Source organism: Pontibacter sp. BAB1700 (assembly GCF_000277005.1).
Lineage (GTDB): Bacteria > Bacteroidota > Bacteroidia > Cytophagales > Hymenobacteraceae > Pontibacter > Pontibacter lucknowensis.
The window spans coordinates 1-20,429 of sequence record NZ_AKIS01000027.1 but is presented as its reverse complement, the minus strand read 5'-3'; the positions used below and the strand labels follow the sequence as shown (position 1 = coordinate 20,429).

The window sequence follows — 20,429 nt, the reverse complement described above, 5'->3', positions numbered from 1 at the left end:
TGGGGATAAAGGATTAATTATTTGAATACAAAGCCGTTCGGGGCAATACCAACCCTAAAGGAATCTATAGCAGCTCCGCTCTGTGGGCTGTAGCGTACTACCCAACCGTTGGAGGCATAGTCTGTCGCCTTGCCAGCGTAAATCGTGCCGCTGCCAGGTTCCACACCCAGGCCATTGAAGCCATATGGCACATAGGTGCCCCGGTCGATGAGTGGTTGAGTGGCCAGTGTAGTTGTGTTGACATCCTGCACCCATACCTTGTTGTTGAATACATAGTAGAGCTTGTCTCCGTTCTGATTTGGCGTGAGCTTGTCTGGAGATGGCGCATTTCTGGTGAAGGTGAGCGTCGCGGCTACCGAATTGCTGCCTGTGTTGATCTTGGCGAGGGAGCCGGGGGTGCTGTTTTCTTCACTGACAGACCAGTCGGTTGGGTCATAAGACTTGATGCCGCGGCTACTTACCCAAAGCATGTTGTTTCGGTCCAGTGCCAGGCTGCTCGGGCCGTCGTTTACGGTGATAGAAGTTTCTATCGCGTCAGTAGCCGTGTTGATTACCGTTACCGTATTGCCGCCGCTGTTGGCTACGTAGAGCTTTCCACCCTGCAGGATTAGTTGCTCCGGTTGCACGCTTACAGTGATTGTTTTGGTAACGGTCAACGTTTGGAGATCTACCACTGCCACACGGCCGTTGCCATATTCATAAGTTGCCGGGTCGTAGCCAAGCCACTCCGTTACATAACCTTTATCATCGTTCAGGGCCGTAAAGTAGCGGGGAGCTTCCAGACCGGCGATCTCACCTTCAGCTTTCAGGGTGTGGGCATTAGTCACTACCACCTTACCGCTATTGTTCATCACCAGGTATAGTCTGTCGCCATGCTGTACCATATGCTGTAACACGTCGCCGAGCAGAAGCGGAGCATTCACCTTCTTAAAAGACTCGTTCTCCACAGTTTTGCTATCGTGGCTGTAGAAGCTCATCGAGGCGTTTGATTTGGTCATGGCACCTTCATTGGAAACCAGGACACCATTGCGTGCATATTCTCCGGCCGGCTCGTTGTCCTTTTTGTCACAGGAAGTGATAGTGAGCGCACTAAAGGCAAAGGCAGCTGACAGGAAGTAGCTGCGGAAGCGGGTAATTTTTTTCATGTTATTGAGGTATGTATATAATTTAAGGTATGATAAAGCGCAGGCTGGCCGCAAAGCTGCGGGGTGGCATCGGCACGTTTTCGAGCACAGTATATTCACGGTCGGTTATGTTATCGCTGCGTACTGAAGCGACAAACTGATACTGACCGAGGCTGAACTTTCTGTGCAGTGCCAGGCTGAGCAAGGTATAGCCAGGCAGGCTGCCGGCGTTGCTGTTATCGGTATAGCGGAGGCCGGTATGTGTGATGTTGCCGAGGAGCGTCCAAGAGCGGAATGTAAGGTCAGCACCCAACTGGGCTTTGTGCAATGGCACGTGCGCAAGCTGTTGGTTCAGTTCCTGGTTTCCTTCGTAGGCCTTTACCTGCTCGGAGGAAGTATAGGTATAGGCGCCCGTAGCAGCCAGTAGCCAGTCGCCTATTACGGTACTGGCGCGACTGCTGAGTTCTATACCCTGTGAGCGAACCTTCTGCAGGTTGCGGGGAGACCAATAGCTGGAAGTGATCGGCATCCATTGTATCCAGTTGTCCACCAGCATGCGGTAGACAGACAATTCAGAATCCAACTGCACACTGCCCAGGGTATAGCGGTGACGCAGTCCGGTTTCGTAACTCCAGCCTTGCTCCGGTTTGATGTCCGGATTACCGTCCGGTTGCCAGAAGCGCTCGTTCAGCGTCGGTACCCGGTAGCTGCCCGACACGTTGCCCTTCAGGTATAGCTGGTGATTACCCTGCTGCAGCATGAGCCAATTGGCGCCCAGGTTGGGGGCTGGAGTGGGGTTGTAGCCTTTCACAAATGCCTGTCGCAGGTTCAGGCTCAGGTCGAGTCGCTTGCTGGGGTCGTAGCGGAAGAGCAGGAAAGCCGAAGCGCGGTCTTCAGTTACTTGTTTGCCATAGCCTTGCACATTGGCGTCAAAGTGCTGTAAATTAAGGCCACCCCGCAAACTCCAGCGGCGGGCATAGGTATAGGTCTGCTCAGCCTGTACCTGGTAAGTGTTGATATCAGTGGTAGAGTAGTTGTTATTGTCGGTGTAGCGGAGGTAATCATTGAAGACGGCTGCTTTCACGGAGGTTTCGCCCCAGTTGCTGCTGTGGTTCAATTCCGCCATCAGGCGCAGGTTCCGGTCGAGTTGTTCGGCATTGGTGTTGGCAGCGCCCAGCGCCGGAGCTACTTCCCGGTCGGCAAAGGTATACCAGCCATGCAAAGCAAGCCGGGTGTTGGAAGAGAGCTGCCAGCTCAGGTCCTGCGTAAAGCCATGCTGTGCTACCTGTGCCTGGTCCTGTCGACGAGCCGGTGCTCCAATGCGACCGTAGTCCCGGAAAGAAAAGTCGTTTTCTGCTGCCAGGCGATAGCCACTCAGTGCGACAGAAAACTTTTGGCCGCTGTAGCGAACGCCTGCGCTGGAGAAGTAGCGGCCGAAGCTGCCGGCCTCCTGCATCACATCTGCTCCAAAACCGGGTTCTTGCCGGGTTGGGGAGTTAAGCAAAACAGCCCACCGATCGCGCCACTGCCATACATAGCACCTGCCGCTCCATGCTGCACCGCAATGCTTCCGATACTGCTCAAAGGCAACAAGGACAGGTCGCTCTGCCCCAAGGCTGGCTGACTGATGTTGAGGCCGTTCCAAAGCACGGCAGTATGCGTAGCGCTGGTGCCCCGGAAAGAAGGAGTGGAAATGCCGCTCGCACCGTTCGTTTTCAGAAAAACCGGTGTGCGGGACTGCAAGGCATCCGCTATGGTGCCGGAAGCATAGGTGCGGATGAAACTGCTGTCGATTGTGCTCACGCGGCTGCCGGAGGCAAAAACCTCGGCGGGCTTGCCGAATATCTCGACGGTGCGCAAGTGATACAGCGTTGTATCCTGCTGTGCCACGGCAGCCGGTGCTATACCCAGCAAAAGGGCCAGGTATGATAAAAGACGGTAATGAAACTTTGCCACGTATACGCTTGCTTAGATCCCGAAGCATGCAGGCAGGTATAGGCAGGAACAGCGCGCGCAGGTATAGCGAAGGCCGTGCAGCTTTTTACCCGAAAGCATACGACTAATTGTTGTCGGACTGGCAGGTCTCCTGGCTCTCTTCAGGTTAGCCAGCCTTCCCGTGCGTCGTGCGGCACAGTGGCGGTGGTTTTGGCTAACCCCTTTTTAAGAAGATCACAGTTGCGGGAACAGCATAGGTATCTCACCTATTTCCCTTTTAAGGCTTTGTCGCGGAAACAACAAGGCCACCAATCTGAGGCAAAGGTAATTGTTTTAACGAAGAAACAAGTAATGAGTAATGACGAATGAGCGATTAGATTTAGTGAGTAGCATATGATAACGAACAATAATGCGCGGATAAGGTATTGGCCGATAAGCTTGTTTCACGTATACCTGTTCATCATTTGCTTGCAGGCAGCTATGAATTAACTACTCATTCATCATTATTCATTACAAAGTGAAGCTCAGAAAAGACTTTTATACCCGAGCGGATGTGGTGCAGGTGGCGCAGGACCTGCTGGGGAAATACCTCTACACGAACCACGGTGGCATCCTCACCGGAGGCATGATCGTGGAAACAGAAGCTTACTCCGGCACAAACGACAAGGCCTGCCATGCGCACATGAACCGCCGGACCCAGCGTACCGAGATCATGTACCACGAGGGCGGAGTGGCTTATGTATACCTGGTGTATGGCATGTACAACCTTTTTAACATCATTACCAATGTAGAAGGAAGCGCCGACGCCGTGCTGGTACGGGCCATTGAGCCGACAGAAGGCATAGAAGAAATGCTGCTGCGCCGCAATATGCTCACCCCTAAACCCAACCTTACTGCCGGGCCGGGCGTGCTTAGTATCGCCTTAGGTATAGACCGCCGCCACTACGGCGAACCACTCACCGGCGACACCATCTGGATAGAGGAAGGTATAGACGTACCTGCTGAAGGTATAGCTATCGGCCCCCGTGTAGGTATAGACTACGCCGGCGATGATGCCCTGCTGCCTTGGCGCTTCTGGCTAAAGGGCAACAAGTGGGTCAGCCGGAAAAAGTAGACTATGGCTGTATCCGTGTGTCGCTGCTGAAGCGATAGGAGGTCGCGCCTACCGTTCCGTGCTTTGCTATACCTTCGCACACGGCCACAAACTCAGTAATGACATCTGACGTGAAGAACGAAATAGTCGCCTTCCCATTGGCATCGGTGGCTACATTGGGCTGCCAGTGCAGGGTGCTACGGTAGTCGGGCAGGTTGTGTCGGTCCTGGGGTACATCGTAGCGTGGCGAATAAAACTCCGACGGCTTGTTGTATCCAGCTAGCTTGAAGTTGATCGTGCCGGGTGATTTTTCATTTGCATAGTTGTAATTCGGGTTGCCTCTCTTGGTAAAGAGCGCAATCACCCCGTTGCCGGACGAGGCACCAAAAATGGCCGCATTGGCTCCCTTTAATATTTCTATTGCTTCAATGTCCGAGGGGTCAAGCAAATTGACTGTTTCCAGCTCGACACGCATGCCATCCAGTACAAACAGTGGCGCTCCCCCTCCGCGTATCGATACAGAAGTTTCCAGGCCGGAGCCATTCACCTGCACACCTGCGACTCTGCCTGCCAGGTACTGCAGCACATTTGGGTAAACCACGGTGAACTTGTCCAGCTCAAGACGGGCATCTGCATTCTCTTTAAAATAAATGCGGTGGTCATTGCTGAACTCCTGCTTTCTGGCTGTTATGTCTACCTGTTTCAGTTGAATGGCACCCGTCGTCAGGCGGTGCTGGCGGTCTGCCTTTGCCCAGTCGCTCATGCGCCTGCGGTAGGCTGTTATTTGGTCAGGCGATAGGGTGGCTCCTTCCAATGCCTGAAAATTAGGTATAGGGGCAGTGGTCCGATCCAGGTGAATCAGCTGGTTGTTGCTGCCCTTTGGCGTTCGCGCCTGTATGAAGACCTTCAACGTATCCTCAAAGTCCAGCCCTACAAAACGGAAACTACCGTCGGGGTTCGTCTCTGCCATGATCAGGTTAGGCAGTGTAGGTATAGTGTCTTTTGGAGCCGTGTTTGGCGTGAAGATAAGCGTCAGGTTGCTTTTCTGAGGTGTCTTCTTGCCGAGCTCTTTTTCTACTCTTCCTGAAAATGAAATACTCTCCTCCGGAAGATGTGGGGTGGTTTGCAGCTTGTCCTGTAGCAGGTTGTCCCAGTTGAAGCGCCGCCAGCCCTGGGTGAGCAGCAGCAGGTCCAGGTGGCGGCGTGCCTGTGGCTGCTTTTTGTCAAAGTAATAAGCGGGCTGCTCGATGTTGCCTCTCAGTTCACCCTGTAGGTATAGCTGCGCGTAAATGTTGTTTTCGTAAGGCTGCTGGTTCTGGTCGATGAGGGCGTCGCGTACGGCGAGCGAGAAATTGCCGACTACCGGCGTGCCATTGTCATCGCGGGCTTCGAGCTGCAAGGTCACTTTTTGCCTTTTGCCATACATGGCCTTGTCGGTTGTGATATTGAGCTGGAGCTGTGGCGGATGGTTCACAAAGGCCAGGCGTTCGCTCAGGCTTTGCCGTCAGCGCTGAAAAGGGTGAAGTGGATCAAACCCACCGGGAACCGGGATGCAGGTATAGCTGACTCCAGTACCGGTTTGTCGGTGCTGGCTCTTACCGCAAAAATAAGGCTGTCCGCAGCATGCGCAATCAGATACATGGGGCCTTGCGTAGCCTGGTTGCTGAAGTTATGCTCTATCCGGAAGTTTACTGTATGTTCACTATGCTGTACGACCTGCAGCACCACGCCCTCAGGCTGTGCCTCCGGCAGCTTATACCTGGCTGTGCGACCATTGGGGAGCTGTACCTGCGCAGTGTAGGTTTTGCCGGGTTCGGGCATAAACGTAAAAGCGCCCATACCCAGGTGCTCACTTTTAAAGTCCATTACCATGTTGCCTTGCTGGTCGTGCACCATGCCTGCTACCTGCTGTCCTTTGCCGCTTATGTCCACGGCTTTGAAACCTATCCGCGAAGGTATACCTGCCACGAGGTGTCCACCCTCTGGGAAAAACTGCAGGTCGAGGGCTGGTTGGCCCACTGGCAGGCGGTAGCTTCGCTGGAACGGATTGCTCTTGTCATCGGACTGCACGATCAGGAGGGCCTCCCTCACGCTACCACTCTGGGCATTGCTGAAGAAAAGCGGTAGCCGGGCTATACCTTGCGCATCTGTTTCCAGGCTACCTGACTTGCCTTTTTTACCATCCAGCACCAGTTGTGTCTTTAGCTTCAGGTTCTTTAGCGGTTCAAAAGGGTGCTTGTAAAACTGTAGACTGGTGATGATGGAGTCTCCGGCTGCGGAGGTGTGCGTCTGGAAAGTAATACTAGCTTTGGCCTCCGTAAGGGAAGGGCTGGCAATGTTTAGTTCTCTGGTAAAAAAGTACTGCGGGTCGAAGTTGCGCATCCAGTTCGTGTAAGCTCTGAGCTGGTAAAGTCCCTCTGATAAAGTGTCGGGTAGGTAGAAGTCCCCGTGTGCCATGCCATTTTGCAGCTTCAGCTTCCTGCTTAGGCGCACTTTGTTGTCAGGGCCTACCAGGTCTGCGTAGAGTACCGTGCTCAGGCTATCAGTCGTATTTTGAGAAGCATATGCTTTGAACCAGATAGTCTCGCCGAGGCTGTAGAGCGCTTTGTCCTGATGGAGGTAGATGCTCTCCTGTGGGTGCAGGGTATAGAACTTCTGAAGTTGGAGCGCAATGCGCGTAATCAGGTCGTCGTTGCTGTCCTTTTTGAAGCTGAAAGCAAGCAGCAGTAAGACAAAAGGCAGTGATAAGAAAAGTAAAGGTTTGCGCATAGCTTGGCTTATGTTGATGGGTACTTGAACAGATCAAATATTAAGCCAATAATATATAATAAAAAACTTATTATGTCTAATTAATCATTTAAAATAATGCTGAACATAAAGCTAAGCCTGTGCAGGTTTGAGAGCGACTGTATAATAAGAGCCCCGGCTGTTTACTGGGTCACAGTATAACCGGGGCTCCTAGAGTGAGTGTTAATCGATCGTTAGTGTTTTTTCTGCTCGTTGTCTGTGCGGGCCTGTGGCGTCGGGTTGTTAGAGCCCTTTTTCCCTACCGCATCCTTGTGCAGGTCGTTGCCTATGTCCTTTTTGCTACCAGGCTTATTCATGCCCGACTGCTGATTTTTCGGCATGTTCTTATTTTCTTTTTCGTTTTTCATAGCTTTAAAATTTCAGTTCGTTTAAAATCGTGTCTTATACTAAGTTTACGAAGTTCAAGAACGCTAGTTGATGTAAATAGGGAAGCCCGCAGCATCTGCCACGGGCTTTTCTGTAATATATTCAGCTAAACTATATTAGGAGTTATTATTGCTGGAGCCTGAGTTGTTGTCCTTGTTACTCTGACGCCCTGCTTGTGCGTGTCCCTCTGAGTCTCCGTGCCAGCCTTTTCCCTGGCTTTGGCTGCTACTGCCTTGTGACTGGTTGCTGCTTCTGGCCTGGGACTGGCTACCCTGAGATGAACTGTTGCTGATAGATGACGATGAGCTGTCATTTTTATGGCTCTGTCGGCCGGCCTGTGCATGACCTTGCGAGTCACCGTGCCAACCTTGGCCCTGGTTGCTGCTGCTGGTCTGCGATCGCTGGCCGCTCTGGTTCATTGGATTGCTTTGGGAGCGAGAAGTGCTTTCAAACTCACCTGATTCATTTCTCGGTTGATTCTGATTATTATTTCTGTTTTGATTCAGATTGTTGTTCTGATTTTGATTCTCTTCATTATTGCGTTTCATAGCTTTCAAGTTTTATGTTTAACATGGTGTCTCCGTGCCAGACGGGACCCTCTGTTTTACGGACTAAGGTTTTAACAGTTAGCAGCTTAAGCAGGTCAGTGTTGGAACAGGTATAGCAATAAAACCGGCTGGAGCAATTATGGTTATATAGTGCTATGTAAGTATAACATCAGATGTATGTATTTGTGGCTGAACCTATTGAGAGCGTAATCTGACAGGACTAAAAAGAAAGGCGGTAGGATTTTATGAAGAGCTGCCAAAATTAAAGCTCCATAAAAAATCTGAAAAAAAAATTACAGGGCAGGGGCGATTGCTTTCCGGCAAAAGATCACAAGCGGCTTCTGGTGCATGTCTGTGGTAAAGAAAAGGTATTCTGCACCTCCTTCTTTTATGCCTGTCTTCTTGCGAATGTCAGCCACTGACTCTGGAAAATTGCGCACTGTGATGTTGGCTTTGCGCTGCGGGAGCCTGGCAAGGATTTCTTTTTTGTTATATCGGCCTGTGCCTGGCAGGCAAAAGCCCGGCCCGGGAAATCAGGTATAAGCTGATCAGAGGTATAAAGGTGACTGTTAGGATGTAGCTTCTGCAGGCCAAACTGGCTGGCCACACTGCGGTAGGCGCCCGATTTAAGTATAGCGGAGTTAGGCTCGTAGAGATAGGCCTTTGGATCAGCGAAGCTGACTGACGTTTGCTCTTCCTGCTCTTTATCGAAAGTAAGCGTTTGTATGCTACCGTCTGGCATCAGGTTGATCGCATACCGTCTGGGGTTTGCCTTTGCACCGGGCTGAAGCAGGTATAGGACTTCCTTGCACTCGTTGTGCAGTGCGATTACCCATACTCTGGATACTGAACCCAGTTGCTCAAGCGCCAGCTCAATATCAAGCATGGGGGAGGTTTTGAGCAGCACAGCATCTGCTTTTTCAAACAGCGCCGGCAGCAACTGCAGTACATCCGGTTCACAGTCTTGCAGCAGGTGCACCTTCTCTTGTTTATCACCACGACGTGCCGGATCCAGGTATAGCACATCGGCTTTACCAGTAAACTGCTGCAGAAAATCTTCTGCGGAGGAGTTGACAGCATCAATATTAGTGGCACCCAGCAGCTTGAAATTATAAGTGGCTATTTCTGAAAGTTCGCTGTTCTGCTCCACATGCACCACCTGCTCAAACTGCTTCGAGAAAAAGAAACTGTCTACCCCAAACCCGCCTGTCAGGTCGACGAGCAGCTTGCCTTTTATCAGCGAAGCTTTGAAGGCAGCAGTTGCCTCTGAGGAAGTCTGCTCTACTGATACAGCCGTTGGAAATACCACATCCGGATGGGCTACCCAGGTCGGCAGTTTGTCAATGGCTTTTTGCCGTGCCTGGATCTGCTTTACCAGTTCAGCCACTGGTAACTGTGGGTAGCGGCTTGCCTGCAGCATTAATTCGGCCGGGTGGCGGTGCTGGTGCTGCCGTATAAAATCTTTCTCTTCCGGGGTATAGTGCTTCATGGTACACTGCAAAGGTACAAATTTAATCAGCCCTGTTTTTCTTATAAAAAACGACCAACCGCAAACAATCCCTATACCTGCTGGTTGTAATCACAGCTAAAAGAAATTTTTAATAAATAATTTATCAGACTACTATGAAGAAATGGATGAAAATCATGATGCTGGCGGTGCTGCCAGCCATGGTACTAACAAGCTGTGATGATGACGATGATGACATGACCGTCATCGAAAACGCGAATGTACTAGTGGTGCACGCCTCACCTGACGCACCGGGCGTTGATTTATTGGTGGATGATGAGAAAGTGAATTCGGCAGCCCTTACCTATCCAAATAATACAGGCTATTTGGAAGTGCCGGCTGGTCGCCGAAACATAAAAGTAAATGCTGCTGGCACTAACACATCAGTTATCAATGCGAACCTGGATCTGGAGCGTAACATGAACTACTCTGTATTCGCGATCAACACGTTGAGCAATATAGAGCCACTGGTGCTTATGGATGACCTGAGTGCACCGGCCTCCGGTAATGCGCACGTTCGTTTTGTGCACCTTTCGCCAGACGCCCCGGCAGTAGACATTGCCGTAACTGGTGGACCTGTTCTGTTCAGCAACAGCGAATTCAAAGATGCGACTCCTTTTACCCCTGTACCGACAGGTTCTTACGATCTGGAAGTGAGACTGGCCGGAACAGAAACTGTAGTGCTGGCCGTGCCTAACGTGCAATTGGCCAGTGGCCGCATCTACACTGTATTTGCCAGAGGTTTCGTGTCGCCACCTGCTGACAACACGAACTCGCTTGGTGCCGAGATCATTACTAACCGATAACCACGAAGAAGACGCTACCTGGTTGAGGCCTGTGCCATTGGTACAGGCCTCAATATTTTTAAGGTATATTCAAACTAATTGACTTTCAGTTGAGTAGTGCTATTATGTTGAAGTTGAGTGAGAAATTTTGTAATTTTGTGCTTCCCTAAGAAAAAAGTAAAATATGATCGATACAACACTTAAGTACAAAGTAAAAGATATTTCGCTGGCCGAGTGGGGCCGCAAAGAGATCAGATTGGCAGAGGCTGAAATGCCTGGTCTGATGGCTATCCGTGAAGAGTATGGCCCGAGCAAGCCATTGGCTGGTGCCCGCATCGCTGGCTGCCTGCACATGACCATCCAGACGGCTGTGCTGATCGAAACACTGGTAGAGCTGGGTGCTGAGGTTACCTGGTCATCTTGCAACATCTTCTCTACACAGGACCATGCCGCTGCTGCGATTGCTGCTGCTGGTATCTCTGTCTATGCCTGGAAAGGTATGACAGCTGAGGAGTTTGACTGGTGCATTGAGCAGACACTGTTCTTTGGCGAGGACCGCAAGCCGCTTAACATGATCCTGGACGATGGTGGTGACCTGACCAACATGGTGCTCGACAAGTATCCTGAGCTTGCTCCGGGTGTGAAAGGCCTTTCTGAAGAAACGACAACAGGCGTTCACCGTCTGTACGAGCGTATGAAGAACGGAACACTTCCGATGCCTGCTATCAATATAAACGACTCCGTAACCAAGTCTAAGTTTGACAACAAGTATGGCTGTAAAGAATCGTTGGTAGATGCGATCCGTCGTGCTACTGACGTGATGATGGCTGGTAAAGTAGCCGTTGTAGCTGGTTACGGTGACGTAGGCAAAGGATCTGCCGCTTCATTGCGTGGTGCCGGTGCCCGTGTGATCGTGACAGAAATCGACCCAATCTGCGCCCTGCAGGCTGCCATGGACGGCTTTGCGGTGAAAAAGATGGTTGATGCTATCAAGGAGGCTGATATTGTTGTAACCGCTACTGGTAACAAGGATATTATCACAGAGCGTGAGTTCCGTCTTCTGAAGGACAAGGCGATCGTTTGTAACATCGGTCACTTCGACAATGAGATCGACATGGCTTGGCTGAACAAGAGCTACGGCAACACAAAAAGATACTATCAAGCCGCAGGTAGACCTGTACAACATCGAAGGCAAAGACATCATCGTGCTGGCTGAGGGCCGCCTGGTAAACCTGGGATGCGCAACTGGTCACCCTTCATTTGTAATGTCAAACTCATTCTCTAACCAGACACTGGCCCAGATCGAACTGTGGACAAACGCTGAAGCTTACGAGAACAAGGTATATACCTTACCGAAGCACCTGGACGAGAAAGTAGCCCGCCTGCACCTGAGCAAGATTGGTGTGGAACTGGACGAACTGTCTTCAGACCAGGCCGCTTACATCGGTGTGACAGTAGAAGGCCCTTACAAGCCGGAGTACTACAGATACTAATTTTGAGTATTGCTTATAAACAGGAAAGCCGGAGCATCAGCTCCGGCTTTCCTGTTTATAAGCTATTTCTTAAACTTTCCCATTTTCAGCATTTTGTATACCGAGGCTTTGGCCTGCTTAAACCTGTTGTCGAGTTTGAGGTATTTGTTGGCTTTGTCGCGGAAGTGGATGCGGCGATGCCAACCCAAATGATTAGTGTAAGGCTCCTCCAGGATGAAAGCGGTATAGCCCAGGTCGGCGTAGAAATCTGAGATCTCTCTCTCAAACTGCCCCGGCGTATACTGCTCAAAGCTGCCCATCAGGCGGTAGTCACTCACGCGTTTCAGGCTGGGGTTAAGCGTAAAGATATCTTTCTGAACTTTCCGGTAGCGTATACCTTCAAACTCAGCCACAGTAGGGCTGAAAAAGTCGGCAGGGTACTCTTCGGCACTACGGCCCCATACTGTAATCAGCTTCGGGAAAGCTTCCATCAATACAAGGGAGTCCTCAATAAAGCCTTTGCGCAGAAAGTCCCAGTCATCCTCGCAATGGAAGATGTACTCGGTCTTTACCTGGCTGTAGGCTTTGTCGATGCTCTTCTGCTGGCCGAGCTGCTCCGGGTTTACAATCGTCTCAAACTTGTCGTAGCTGAATTTGCGCAGTACGCTCTCCAGCCCCTTGCCGTCTCCGCTATCCTCTATGATCAGGACTTTCTCAACGGGGTAGGTATTGAATTTGAAGAAGCTTTGCAGTGTAGCCTCCAGCAGATCGAAGCGGTTGCAACTGGTAATAACGACGGTAATTCCCTTAGGCATATTCATTTAAACAGTGTGAATGCACAAAGATAGGGGGAGCACTAAATTAATTGCCCTGGCTCTGTATATATTTCAGAGTCAGGGCAACCTGTAGCTTCACGTATGACTGGTGATTTTTGCTATTAGATGATGTTGAAGCGCGACATCAGGGCCTTCTTGTAGGATTTACCGATCGGGACTTCTCCTTTGGAGAACACGACTGCGTTTTCTTCCAGTGCCTCTACTTTGTCGAGGTTGGCAATATAAGAGCGGTGCACCCGCACAAAATTGCCGGAAGGCAGCTTGTGCTCCATGTCCTTGAGTGTAGAGCTGACCAGGTACTTTTGATCTACAGTGACAATGAAAGAGTAGTTGTCATAGGCCTCTACCCACAGGATGTCGCTATACTGTACCTTGATGATGCGGTGCTTTACCTTTACGAAGATGTAATCAGTCTGTGTCTCGGCTTCTTTGGGGGCTTTGCCTGCGCCGTTGTCCACTACTTTGTGCCCGGAGTCGTGTTTGTAAAGGGCAAGCTCGATGGCAGAACGCAGGTTTTTCTCGTCAAAGGGTTTAGCCAGGAACCCATCGGGTTCCGTTTTTTTTGCCCTGTCCAGTGTGGCTTTGTCGGCATAGGCGGTCAGGTAGATGAAAGGGATGTCAAACTCCTCCCGTATTTTAGAGCCGATCTCTATCCCGTCAGCATCACCTTTCAGGTTCACATCGAGCAGCACCAGGTCTGGTTGCAGGGTCCGGATCATCTCAAGAGTGTTCGCACCGGAGTCGATGCCACACGTCTGGTAGCCTAGCTCTTCCAAACAGGCAGCCAGGTCTTCTGCGATTATAATTTCGTCTTCCGAAATAAGAATTTTTGGTTTTGTCATAGCATTAATCTCATACGTAAAATTAGCTAGTTACGATGCCAAAACAAAATACAATATTGATTTTGTACCATTATTATTTTGGAATTCGATATTGCCTCCAAGTTTTCGTGCCAGTGAGGACACCAGTTGGAGACCAAATGATTTTTTGCGCCGTTCCTGAAAGTCGGTAGGTAAGCCCACGCCGTCGTCATGTACTGTCAGGGTATAAGCGTTTTCGTGTTCTGGCCTTAGGTAAATAGCGACTTGCCCATAACGGTTGGGGAAGGCATATTTAATAGAATTGGAAACAAGTTCATTCACAATCAGCCCTAATGACAGGGCTGTGTCTGCCTCCACCATGATAGTAGGTATATCGAGCTTGATTTTGATATGGCGCTCTTTGGTGCCGTATGTGGCGCTCAGCCTTCGCATATATCTTCTATGTAGGCGTTCAAATCAATAGAGGCCAGGTCTTCGTGCTGGTAGAGGCGCTCGTGCAGAATAGCCATCGATCTCACCCGGCCTCTGACTGACTGCATGACTTCAAGTGCATTCGGGTCTTGTACGTGGCGGGCCTGCAGGTTGAGCATGCTCATAATGATCTGCAGATTGTTTTTAACGCGATGATGGATCTCTTTTAACAGGATTTCCTTCTCGCGGTTTTTTTCTTCCAACAGCTGTGTGCGGTACTGTACCTTATGTTCGAGCAGCGTATTCATTTTTACCAGACTTCTTTCGCGCAGCCTGATCAGGCTGATCGTTGCGCCGGTGGCTATGAGTACCAGTAGCACGATGAACCACTCTCTGCGCCACACCGGAGGTACAATGGTGAAGGTATAGGTAAGAGGACTAGGCGTCCAGTAGCCGTCGCTGTTGGCTGCGAGTAACTGAAAGGTATAGGTACCCGGGTCGAGGCTGGCATAGGTGGCAAAGGAATGATCCGTGACAGCAGACCAATGGTCGTCATGTCCTTTGAGGCGGTAGCGGTAGCGCACACGGTCGGGGGCAGGTTAGTGATATGCCATGAAAGTCAAATGTCAGGTGGTTTTGATGGTGTGGGAGCCGAAGATTTACAGGGAGCTCAGTAGTTGAGTCTGTCGCATAACCCATGCTCGCCCAGTCAGTGGGTTTCAGAAAGAGCATGATATTGGTCAGGATTGTATTGGGGTATACCTGATTGCGCCTGTCCATGTCAGGCAGGTACATGGTCAGGCCTTTGGCGGTGGCAAACCACACGGTACCGTCTGGCGTCTGGGTGATACCCTTGTTGCTGACTTCAAGACCCCGAAACCCCTCCTGATTTGCATACGACCGGATGCTGATGCGCCCCCGGGTAAGTAGCTGATCAAGCTGCACTTTTAGTACGCCCCGACTGGTGCCGACCCACAGGTGGTTGGTGTTATCAACAAAAAGGCTCTTTATACCTTCATTGGGCAGTCCGTTCCGGGAGTTGTATACCTTGGGAGCCCTCCACTTGTCATGCCAGGCCATGATGCCGTAATTGAAACCGCCAAAGTACAGGGTGCCCCACTCGTCCTCTGCAATAGTGCGGATCTCACGAAAGCCAGCTTCGCCCAGTCCTTTGGCGGCGGCCAGGGCGTTGTTCTCGTACCGGAACACACCTTTTTCGGCACCAACCCATATTCTGCCCTGGCTGTCACGATGTAGGGCATACACATTGCCTGTAAGCTGTGGCTTGTGCAATGGCTTAATAAATTGCTGGTTGGGGGGCAGAACAGCCAATCCGGCGGCAGTTGCGAGTAGCAGGTCACCATTTCGCATGAGCATAGCCTGAAACACCTCTGCTGAGGGCAGCCCCTGCGCCGTGCTGTAATGTGTTACTTTGCCGGGCCCCAAACGGTATAGGCCTTTGCTGGTACATACCCACACATCATTTTCATGTGCTACCCACATACTATGCAGGGTGGTGCCTTTGGGCCAAATATCAGTCTGCAGCCAGTTTAAAATACCTCCTTCCATATAAGCAGCATAGCCGTCATCAGTACCCAACCACACCCTGCCTTTGGTATCTTGCGCCAGAGCTGATATAACAGGCTCCTTCACCTGTCCCATATCAAAAAAGTGTACAAACCAGGGGTTACGGTACTGCATCAGGCCATGGCCAGTTGTTCCAATCCAGATATTCCCTTCACGATCTGTTGTGATGCAGTTGACTCTGTCTGTGCGCAGACCGCTGAAGCGGGTCAGGTGCTGAAACTCTTTGCCATCGTATTTAAGCACGCCATTCAGGTTCAGACTTAACCATTGATGACCGTAGTTGTCAGTTGTGAAGTCTCTTATATTCGGACTCGTTATACCTGCCGGCAGCTCAAAGTGCTCCAGCTTGTTTTGCCGGAAAGTTGCCGCGCCGTTGGCAGTACCTATCCAAATAGTACCGTCAGGTGACTGGTTTAGCACATTAACGCTGTTATAGGGCAGGGAGCTGTTGGCGGAGGTATAATTAGTTGTTCCTTTCGATGTGATGCTGTACACGCCCTGGGAGTTGCTCCCTGCCCAGAGCTCGTTTGTGGCTGTGAAAAGCACGTCATTGTAACGGATGGGCGGTAATTCAGTGTGCTGCATAAATGCATTCTTGGCCAGGTAGTAAACGCCACTGTCTGTTGCTGCCCATATAGTGCCTTGGTTATCTTCTGCTATACTGTAGACCCCTCCGGGCGGCAGGCCAGCCTCCAGGTCATAAGCATAAAAGTTATTGCCCGTGAGCAGCATCAAACCCTTATCAGTAGTCCCGATCCAGATGCGCTGGCGGCTGTCGAGCAGCAGGCAGCTTATACTGTTGCTGCTCATGCCATCGCGCTTGGTATAGGTATGGAAGGTAGACCCGTCAAAGCGACTGAGCCCCCCCAGCGTAGCTAGCCAGAGCTGCCCTTTGTGATCCTGCAGGATGTCATTCACCTGAGATTGCGGTAAGCCCTGCTCAAGCGACCAGTTTCGGAAGTTGAACTGTTGCGCCTGCAAGTTTAAAGAAACTGCCAGTAAGAGTGTAAAAGCAATAAGGCGCATCCGGAAGCAAGGGCGTTAGAAGTGACAACACAGGAAGTTAATTTATTTTGTAATAAAAAATAGCTTAATATTTACATTACTCTAAAGCTGTAAATTTGTTGCCTGCAGGCTATACCTGATGTTATAAAATTACTTTGTGTGTGGAAGGCTTAATAAAAATCAATGCCTATACCTGTTGCAGAGATCCCAGGCAACAGGTATAGGCATTGGCAAGAAGGGTATAGATACTTATTTTTTGTGAAAGTGCTTATCGATGCCGTTGGGGCAAAAGGTGCTTTTTTCAGAAATGGCTTTCTCAAGGAGTGCGTCATTAGCTGCCAGGCTTTGGCGGGAGTTCTCCTGATGATGTAAATGATAGGCTACACCGCCAAAAGCAAGGTTTTGCCGCTTCGTGCCGCTGTTTAGCAAGCGGATTGCAAACTCACTATCTTCTCGTCCCCAGCCTACAAAATCCTCATTGAATCCGTTGACGCGCACAATGTCTTCCATCCAGAAGCCCATATTGCAGCTCTTGATCGAAGCGATGCCGGCCTTGTCCTTGCTAAACAGCCTTGATAGAAAAGGCGAGTTAGTAGCATTGAACCGGTTTTTTATACCCGATGAAAGAGGCGAAATGGGAGAAGGACCGCGACTGAACAGCTTCTGGCTCAACTCTGGACTCAGGAGCACACGCTTTCCTTGCGTAAAATAACCTTTGCGGGCAGCACGACGATGGCCCTTTAAGAAGTCAGGATGCAGCACCATATCCCCATCAATGATCACCACATACTCACCGGTTGCCATTGCAATGGCTCTGTTGCGACTCTCTGCAGCTCTAAAACCCAGGTCTTCCTGCCAGCTATGCAGCACCGGTACCGGCGACTCTTTCGCTAGTTGCGCTACAAGAGCACGTGTGTCTTCGCGGGATCCGTCGTCGGCCACAACGATTTCGCGCGGGAGCTCGCTCTGCTGAAAAGCACTACGGAGGACTGTGCCTAGGGCTTCCTTCCAGTTATAGGTTGTTATGACCAGGCTGATGCCCAGGCGCTGGTTCTCTTCGTGCAGTTTCATGTATTTGTAAAAAGTGCCGTTGGCGTTCGAGAAGGAGATGGCCATACCTTCGTACCCATACAGAAACCCACGCTGCAGCACATAGTTCCTGAAAAGCGAGAAAGCCCACTTGAAATAACTGATGGCAGGAGAGGAGCGCTTCCGGAACCTTTTTTCTTTGGCGAAGAGTGTGGTATACTGGTCCATCTTGGCAATCAGCTGCGATATGCTGTTGAAGGAATAGTGATCCATGGTGCCACGCAGAGCCTGTACCTGTAAGCCATCTGTTATAATGTACTCGTGCACGGGCAGATCAGCAAAGCGGGTAGTGCCTTTGTGGTAAAGACGCAGTACATAGTCATTATCCCAGCCGCAAGCTTTGATGTGCTTTGTGCCGTAAAAGTTATGGCGCAGGAAGCTGTATACCTGGTGTGTGTCGCGGAGGTCGAGTTGTAGGATTTCTTCTGTTAGCTGAGGCGAAAGCACTTCGTCACTGTCAATGGAGAGAACCCACGAGTGGGCAGCGTGCTGTGCGGCCAGGTTCTTCATTGGTCCAAATCCAAGGAAAGCGTGTTCCACAATGCGTACATTCGGAAAGCGTGCTGCAATAGCTAAAGTTTCGTCTGTAGAGCCATTGTCCAGTACAATTACCTCCGAAAAGCGCTGCAAGGAATGCAGGCAGTTACTGAGATGCTGCTGGCTGTTTTTAGTCAGGATGGTAACCGATATTGGCTGGCTCATGTATGGGAACTCCCTAAGTGGTTGGAGCTGCAAAATTAAGCTTTAACACCTAAATCAATGAAAAAAAAGCTCAGGAACTGCTGAAAGTTCTGAAAATCCGTATGTTTCTAATAAAGAAAGGGATAAGAGTGGCTGAGTAGCTGCCTATCCTGTGCATGCCAATACAGCTCCCGTGCAACCCAAAGGCGGCTAGAAAGGTATGTAATTAAAATTTCTATATTTGCGTATAATTACGCGATTAAGACTTTATAAATTACAAAATCAAGTCAAATGAGCGAGCAAACAGGTAAACAGTTGAGTAAAGAGGAAAAAGATGCCCGGTTCGAGGCGGAGCTACTGCCTGTGCTGGATCCTCTGTACAATTTTGCCTACAGGCTCACCCTCGATGAAGATGATGCCAATGACCTGGTACAGGAGACTTACCTGAAGGCATACCGCTTTTTCGATTACTTTGAACAAGGAACTAATGCAAAAGCCTGGCTGTTCCGAATCCTGAAGAACTCTTTCATTAATGAGTTCCGGAAAAAGAGCAAACAGCCTGCCAAGGTAGATTATAGTGAGGTCGAGGGGTACTACAATTCGGACGACGTAGAAGGCGAAGGCGGCGTGGCCTCCACCACCGACATGCGCACCGAAAGTGTACAGGACCTGATTGGCGACGAGGTGGCCAGTGCCCTGAACGCATTGCCAGTCGACTTCAGAACCGTGATCATTTTATGTGATCTCGAGGGCTTCACCTACGAGGAAATGGCTAAAATTCTGGATATACCTATAGGTACCGTGCGCTCCAGGCTGCACCGTGCCCGTAACTCTTTGAAAGAGAAGTTGGAAAAGTATGCGAAGAGCATGGGATATAACAGTTAGAATAACCTAAAGAGTTTGAGTTAAGATGGAATCGAAATTTACAGAAGCGCACCAGAAACTTTCTGAAGACGGGCATGAGTCGGAATGCGACAAGATTGCCAAGTTGTTGGACCTGATGATTGATGGAGAAGCCTCCACAGAAGAGCAGTCCTACTTTAATACTCACATCGAAGAGTGCGTTCCCTGCTTCGAAAGCCATCAAAAGCAAAAACTCCTCAAAGGGCTTGTAAGTGGTCATCTTAAGCGCGTAATTGTGCCGGAAAGCTTAGCTTTGTCCATTAAAGCCAGAATTCAAGAAACTGTATAACCTCTGATGCAAGGAAAGATTATCATTTTTTCGGCACCCTCCGGCGCCGGCAAAACTACTATTGTAAAGCACCTCTTGCAGGTAAACCCACTACTTGCCTTCTCTATTTCGGCCTGCACACGCGACAAGCGCGGCCGCACCGAAGAAAACGGAAAAGACTACTACTTCATAACACCGGAAGAATTTAAGCAGAAGATCGCTAAAGACGAATTCGTAGAGTGGGAAGAGGTATACGAAGGCGCCTTCTACGGCACTTTGAAATCTGAAATAGAACGTATCTGGGAAAGTGGCAAACACGTGATACTGGACGTGGATGTAAAAGGGGGACTAAGTATAAAGCATTTTTACAAAGAGAGAGCACTGGCGGTTTTCGTGAAGCCGCCTTCAATAGAGGAGTTGGCCAAGCGCCTGCAGGCCCGCAACACCGACTCTGCTTCCAGCATTTCGAGCCGTGTATTCAAAGCTGAGTTTGAGATGAAGTTCGAAGACCAGTTCGACAAGGTGATCGTAAACGACAATCTGGAAGAAGCCTGCTCTAAGGCAGAAAAACTGGTAAACGAGTTTCTGAACGCTGAACCGGCCATCGTATGAAAGTAGGGCTGCTGTTCGGCTCCTTTAACCCCATTCACATCGGGCACCTGATACTGGCTAATTTCATGGCCAATAACACAGACCTGGATACGGTTTGGCTGGTGGTGTCGCCACAGAACCCCTTCAAGCCCAGCAATACGCTGCTGCACGAGTTTGACCGGCTGCACATGGTATCATTGGCCGTGGCTGATAACCCAAGTCTAGGCGTTTCGAACATCGAGTTCAACATGCCCAAGCCGAGCTATACCATCGACACGCTTACCTACCTGCAGGAAAAGTACCCAAGCTACGAGTTTGTATTGATCATGGGGGAGGACAATCTGCCACTCTTCCCGAAATGGAAGAACTATGATCGTATACTGGAATATCACCGTGTATATGTATACCCGCGCTCTGGCTCTGTTACCACCGAATTGCCGGCTATGCCCAATGTGACTTTCATCAAAGCTCCTGTGCTGGATATATCGGCTACATTTATTCGGAAATGTATCAAGGAGGAAAAGTCAATCAAGTATATGGTGCCAGACGAGGTGGCAGAGTATATCAAGGTGCACAAGCTATACCTGTAAATAATGCAC

The 20,429-nt window shown here is 50.2% G+C and carries 21 protein-coding genes, 1 pseudogene and 1 riboswitch; of the genes and pseudogenes, 7 read left to right on the top strand and 15 right to left on the bottom strand.

Annotation, left to right across the window (positions count from 1 at the left end; translation table 11 throughout):
• Positions 1-17: 17 nt before the first annotated feature.
• From O71_RS04015 to O71_RS04005, 3 genes are read right to left on the bottom strand one after another with little or no spacing between them, the layout of a single operon-like run.
• A complete protein-coding gene (locus tag O71_RS04015; RefSeq protein ID WP_007653472.1) occupies positions 18-1,145 on the bottom strand; it encodes a DUF5074 domain-containing protein in 1,128 nt (375 codons plus the stop codon).
• 22 nt (positions 1,146-1,167) lie between these two features.
• Complete coding sequence (locus O71_RS04010) at positions 1,168-2,580, bottom strand: TonB-dependent siderophore receptor (protein WP_040573596.1); 1,413 nt, start codon at positions 2,578-2,580, stop codon at positions 1,168-1,170.
• The gene (locus O71_RS04005; protein WP_081490434.1) at positions 2,580-3,080 is read right to left on the bottom strand and encodes a TonB-dependent receptor; all 501 of its coding nucleotides are present in this window, start codon (positions 3,078-3,080) and stop codon (positions 2,580-2,582) included. The genes O71_RS04010 and O71_RS04005 overlap by 1 nt, the downstream gene beginning before the upstream one ends.
• A 102-nt stretch (positions 3,081-3,182) precedes the next feature.
• Positions 3,183-3,387: riboswitch (cobalamin riboswitch) on the bottom strand.
• Positions 3,388-3,576: 189 nt separating this feature from the next.
• Here O71_RS04005 and O71_RS04000 point away from each other — a divergent pair.
• Complete coding sequence (locus O71_RS04000; RefSeq protein WP_007653469.1) at positions 3,577-4,173, top strand: DNA-3-methyladenine glycosylase; 597 nt, start codon at positions 3,577-3,579, stop codon at positions 4,171-4,173.
• A 1-nt stretch (position 4,174) separates the two neighbouring features.
• On the opposite strand, the gene O71_RS03995 is transcribed toward O71_RS04000, so the two are convergent.
• The 6 genes from O71_RS03995 to O71_RS25105 all read right to left on the bottom strand — a co-directional run bounded on the left by O71_RS03995 (position 4,175) and on the right by O71_RS25105 (position 9,363).
• Positions 4,175-5,626 carry a TonB-dependent receptor gene (locus O71_RS03995; RefSeq protein WP_007653467.1) on the bottom strand — a complete coding sequence of 484 codons (1,452 nt, stop codon included), beginning with the start codon at positions 5,624-5,626 and terminating at the stop codon, positions 4,175-4,177.
• 17 nt (positions 5,627-5,643) lie between these two features.
• On the bottom strand, positions 5,644-6,921 hold the full coding sequence (locus tag O71_RS03990) for a hypothetical protein (RefSeq protein WP_007653466.1): 1,278 nt from the start codon (positions 6,919-6,921) through the stop codon (positions 5,644-5,646).
• Between the two features lie 212 nt (positions 6,922-7,133).
• Entirely contained in the window at positions 7,134-7,307 is a 174-nt protein-coding gene (locus O71_RS23670; RefSeq protein ID WP_155800488.1) for a hypothetical protein, read from the bottom strand.
• 135 nt (positions 7,308-7,442) lie between these two features.
• On the bottom strand, positions 7,443-7,874 hold the full coding sequence (locus O71_RS03985; protein WP_007653465.1) for a hypothetical protein: 432 nt from the start codon (positions 7,872-7,874) through the stop codon (positions 7,443-7,445).
• 293 nt (positions 7,875-8,167) lie between these two features.
• Entirely contained in the window at positions 8,168-8,314 is a 147-nt protein-coding gene (locus O71_RS27035) for a hypothetical protein (protein ID WP_007653464.1), read from the bottom strand.
• A complete protein-coding gene (locus O71_RS25105; protein WP_007653462.1) occupies positions 8,263-9,363 on the bottom strand; it encodes an RsmD family RNA methyltransferase in 1,101 nt (366 codons plus the stop codon). The genes O71_RS27035 and O71_RS25105 overlap by 52 nt, the downstream gene beginning before the upstream one ends.
• Before the next feature lie 134 nt (positions 9,364-9,497).
• On the opposite strand from O71_RS25105, the gene O71_RS03975 reads away from it, so the two are divergent.
• Positions 9,498-10,187 (top strand): DUF4397 domain-containing protein, encoded by a 690-nt coding sequence (locus tag O71_RS03975; RefSeq protein WP_007653460.1) that lies wholly within the window; start codon positions 9,498-9,500, stop codon positions 10,185-10,187.
• Positions 10,188-10,350: 163 nt separating this feature from the next.
• Positions 10,351-11,659: pseudogene (gene ahcY, locus O71_RS03970) on the top strand (adenosylhomocysteinase).
• A 62-nt stretch (positions 11,660-11,721) separates the two neighbouring features.
• Here ahcY and O71_RS03965 read toward each other — a convergent pair.
• From O71_RS03965 to O71_RS03940, 6 genes are all read right to left on the bottom strand, one after another.
• Positions 11,722-12,453: a glycosyltransferase family 2 protein gene (locus tag O71_RS03965; RefSeq protein ID WP_192811630.1), complete on the bottom strand. Its 732-nt coding sequence runs from the start codon at positions 12,451-12,453 to the stop codon at positions 11,722-11,724.
• A gap of 122 nt (positions 12,454-12,575) precedes the next feature.
• The gene (locus tag O71_RS03960; RefSeq protein WP_007653458.1) at positions 12,576-13,316 is read right to left on the bottom strand and encodes a LytTR family DNA-binding domain-containing protein; all 741 of its coding nucleotides are present in this window, start codon (positions 13,314-13,316) and stop codon (positions 12,576-12,578) included.
• 30 nt (positions 13,317-13,346) lie between these two features.
• Positions 13,347-13,655, bottom strand: a complete 309-nt coding sequence (locus O71_RS03955; protein ID WP_192811629.1) for a sensor histidine kinase — start codon at positions 13,653-13,655, stop codon at positions 13,347-13,349.
• Between the two features lie 59 nt (positions 13,656-13,714).
• Complete coding sequence (locus O71_RS03950) at positions 13,715-14,290, bottom strand: histidine kinase dimerization/phosphoacceptor domain -containing protein (RefSeq protein WP_007653456.1); 576 nt, start codon at positions 14,288-14,290, stop codon at positions 13,715-13,717.
• Entirely contained in the window at positions 14,259-16,274 is a 2,016-nt protein-coding gene (locus O71_RS03945; RefSeq protein WP_192811628.1) for a two-component regulator propeller domain-containing protein, read from the bottom strand. Before O71_RS03945 ends, O71_RS03950 begins: the two co-directional genes overlap by 32 nt.
• Positions 16,275-16,547: 273 nt before the next feature.
• Positions 16,548-18,122 carry a glycosyltransferase gene (locus O71_RS03940; protein WP_237717698.1) on the bottom strand — a complete coding sequence of 525 codons (1,575 nt, stop codon included), beginning with the start codon at positions 18,120-18,122 and terminating at the stop codon, positions 16,548-16,550.
• A 237-nt stretch (positions 18,123-18,359) separates the two neighbouring features.
• Between O71_RS03940 and O71_RS03935 the strand changes: the two genes are divergently transcribed.
• Genes O71_RS03935 through nadD form a run of 4 tightly spaced genes read left to right on the top strand, consistent with a single transcriptional unit; the run spans position 18,360 to position 20,420 of the window.
• Positions 18,360-18,953: a sigma-70 family RNA polymerase sigma factor gene (locus O71_RS03935; protein WP_007653448.1), complete on the top strand. Its 594-nt coding sequence runs from the start codon at positions 18,360-18,362 to the stop codon at positions 18,951-18,953.
• A 25-nt stretch (positions 18,954-18,978) separates the two neighbouring features.
• Positions 18,979-19,260, top strand: coding sequence for a zf-HC2 domain-containing protein (locus tag O71_RS03930; protein ID WP_007653447.1), 282 nt, complete (start codon positions 18,979-18,981; stop codon positions 19,258-19,260).
• 6 nt (positions 19,261-19,266) lie between these two features.
• Positions 19,267-19,851, top strand: coding sequence for a guanylate kinase (gene gmk, locus O71_RS03925; protein ID WP_007653446.1), 585 nt, complete (start codon positions 19,267-19,269; stop codon positions 19,849-19,851).
• A complete protein-coding gene (nadD, locus tag O71_RS03920; RefSeq protein WP_007653445.1) occupies positions 19,848-20,420 on the top strand; it encodes a nicotinate (nicotinamide) nucleotide adenylyltransferase in 573 nt (190 codons plus the stop codon). The genes gmk and nadD overlap by 4 nt, the downstream gene beginning before the upstream one ends.
• The last annotated feature ends 9 nt before the right edge of the window (positions 20,421-20,429 follow it).

Bases quoted from the DNA above. Each gene is read 5' to 3' on its own strand.
- O71_RS03990 (WP_007653466.1), bottom strand. From the start codon at position 6,921: ATGCGCAAACCTTTACTTTTCTTATCACTGCCTTTTGTCTTACTGCTG.
- O71_RS23670 (WP_155800488.1), bottom strand. From the start codon at position 7,307: ATGAAAAACGAAAAAGAAAATAAGAACATGCCGAAAAATCAGCAGTCG.
- gmk (WP_007653446.1), top strand. From the start codon at position 19,267: ATGCAAGGAAAGATTATCATTTTTTCGGCACCCTCCGGCGCCGGCAAA.
- O71_RS04010 (WP_040573596.1), bottom strand. From the start codon at position 2,580: ATGCAGGAGGCCGGCAGCTTCGGCCGCTACTTCTCCAGCGCAGGCGTT.
- O71_RS03930 (WP_007653447.1), top strand. From the start codon at position 18,979: ATGGAATCGAAATTTACAGAAGCGCACCAGAAACTTTCTGAAGACGGG.
- O71_RS03985 (WP_007653465.1), bottom strand. From the start codon at position 7,874: ATGAAACGCAATAATGAAGAGAATCAAAATCAGAACAACAATCTGAAT.
- O71_RS03965 (WP_192811630.1), bottom strand. From the start codon at position 12,453: ATGCCTAAGGGAATTACCGTCGTTATTACCAGTTGCAACCGCTTCGAT.
- O71_RS03955 (WP_192811629.1), bottom strand. From the start codon at position 13,655: ATGGTGGAGGCAGACACAGCCCTGTCATTAGGGCTGATTGTGAATGAA.
- nadD (WP_007653445.1), top strand. From the start codon at position 19,848: ATGAAAGTAGGGCTGCTGTTCGGCTCCTTTAACCCCATTCACATCGGG.
- O71_RS25105 (WP_007653462.1), bottom strand. From the start codon at position 9,363: ATGAAGCACTATACCCCGGAAGAGAAAGATTTTATACGGCAGCACCAG.
- O71_RS03975 (WP_007653460.1), top strand. From the start codon at position 9,498: ATGAAGAAATGGATGAAAATCATGATGCTGGCGGTGCTGCCAGCCATG.
- O71_RS03960 (WP_007653458.1), bottom strand. From the start codon at position 13,316: ATGACAAAACCAAAAATTCTTATTTCGGAAGACGAAATTATAATCGCA.
- O71_RS04015 (WP_007653472.1), bottom strand. From the start codon at position 1,145: ATGAAAAAAATTACCCGCTTCCGCAGCTACTTCCTGTCAGCTGCCTTT.
- O71_RS03935 (WP_007653448.1), top strand. From the start codon at position 18,360: ATGAGCGAGCAAACAGGTAAACAGTTGAGTAAAGAGGAAAAAGATGCC.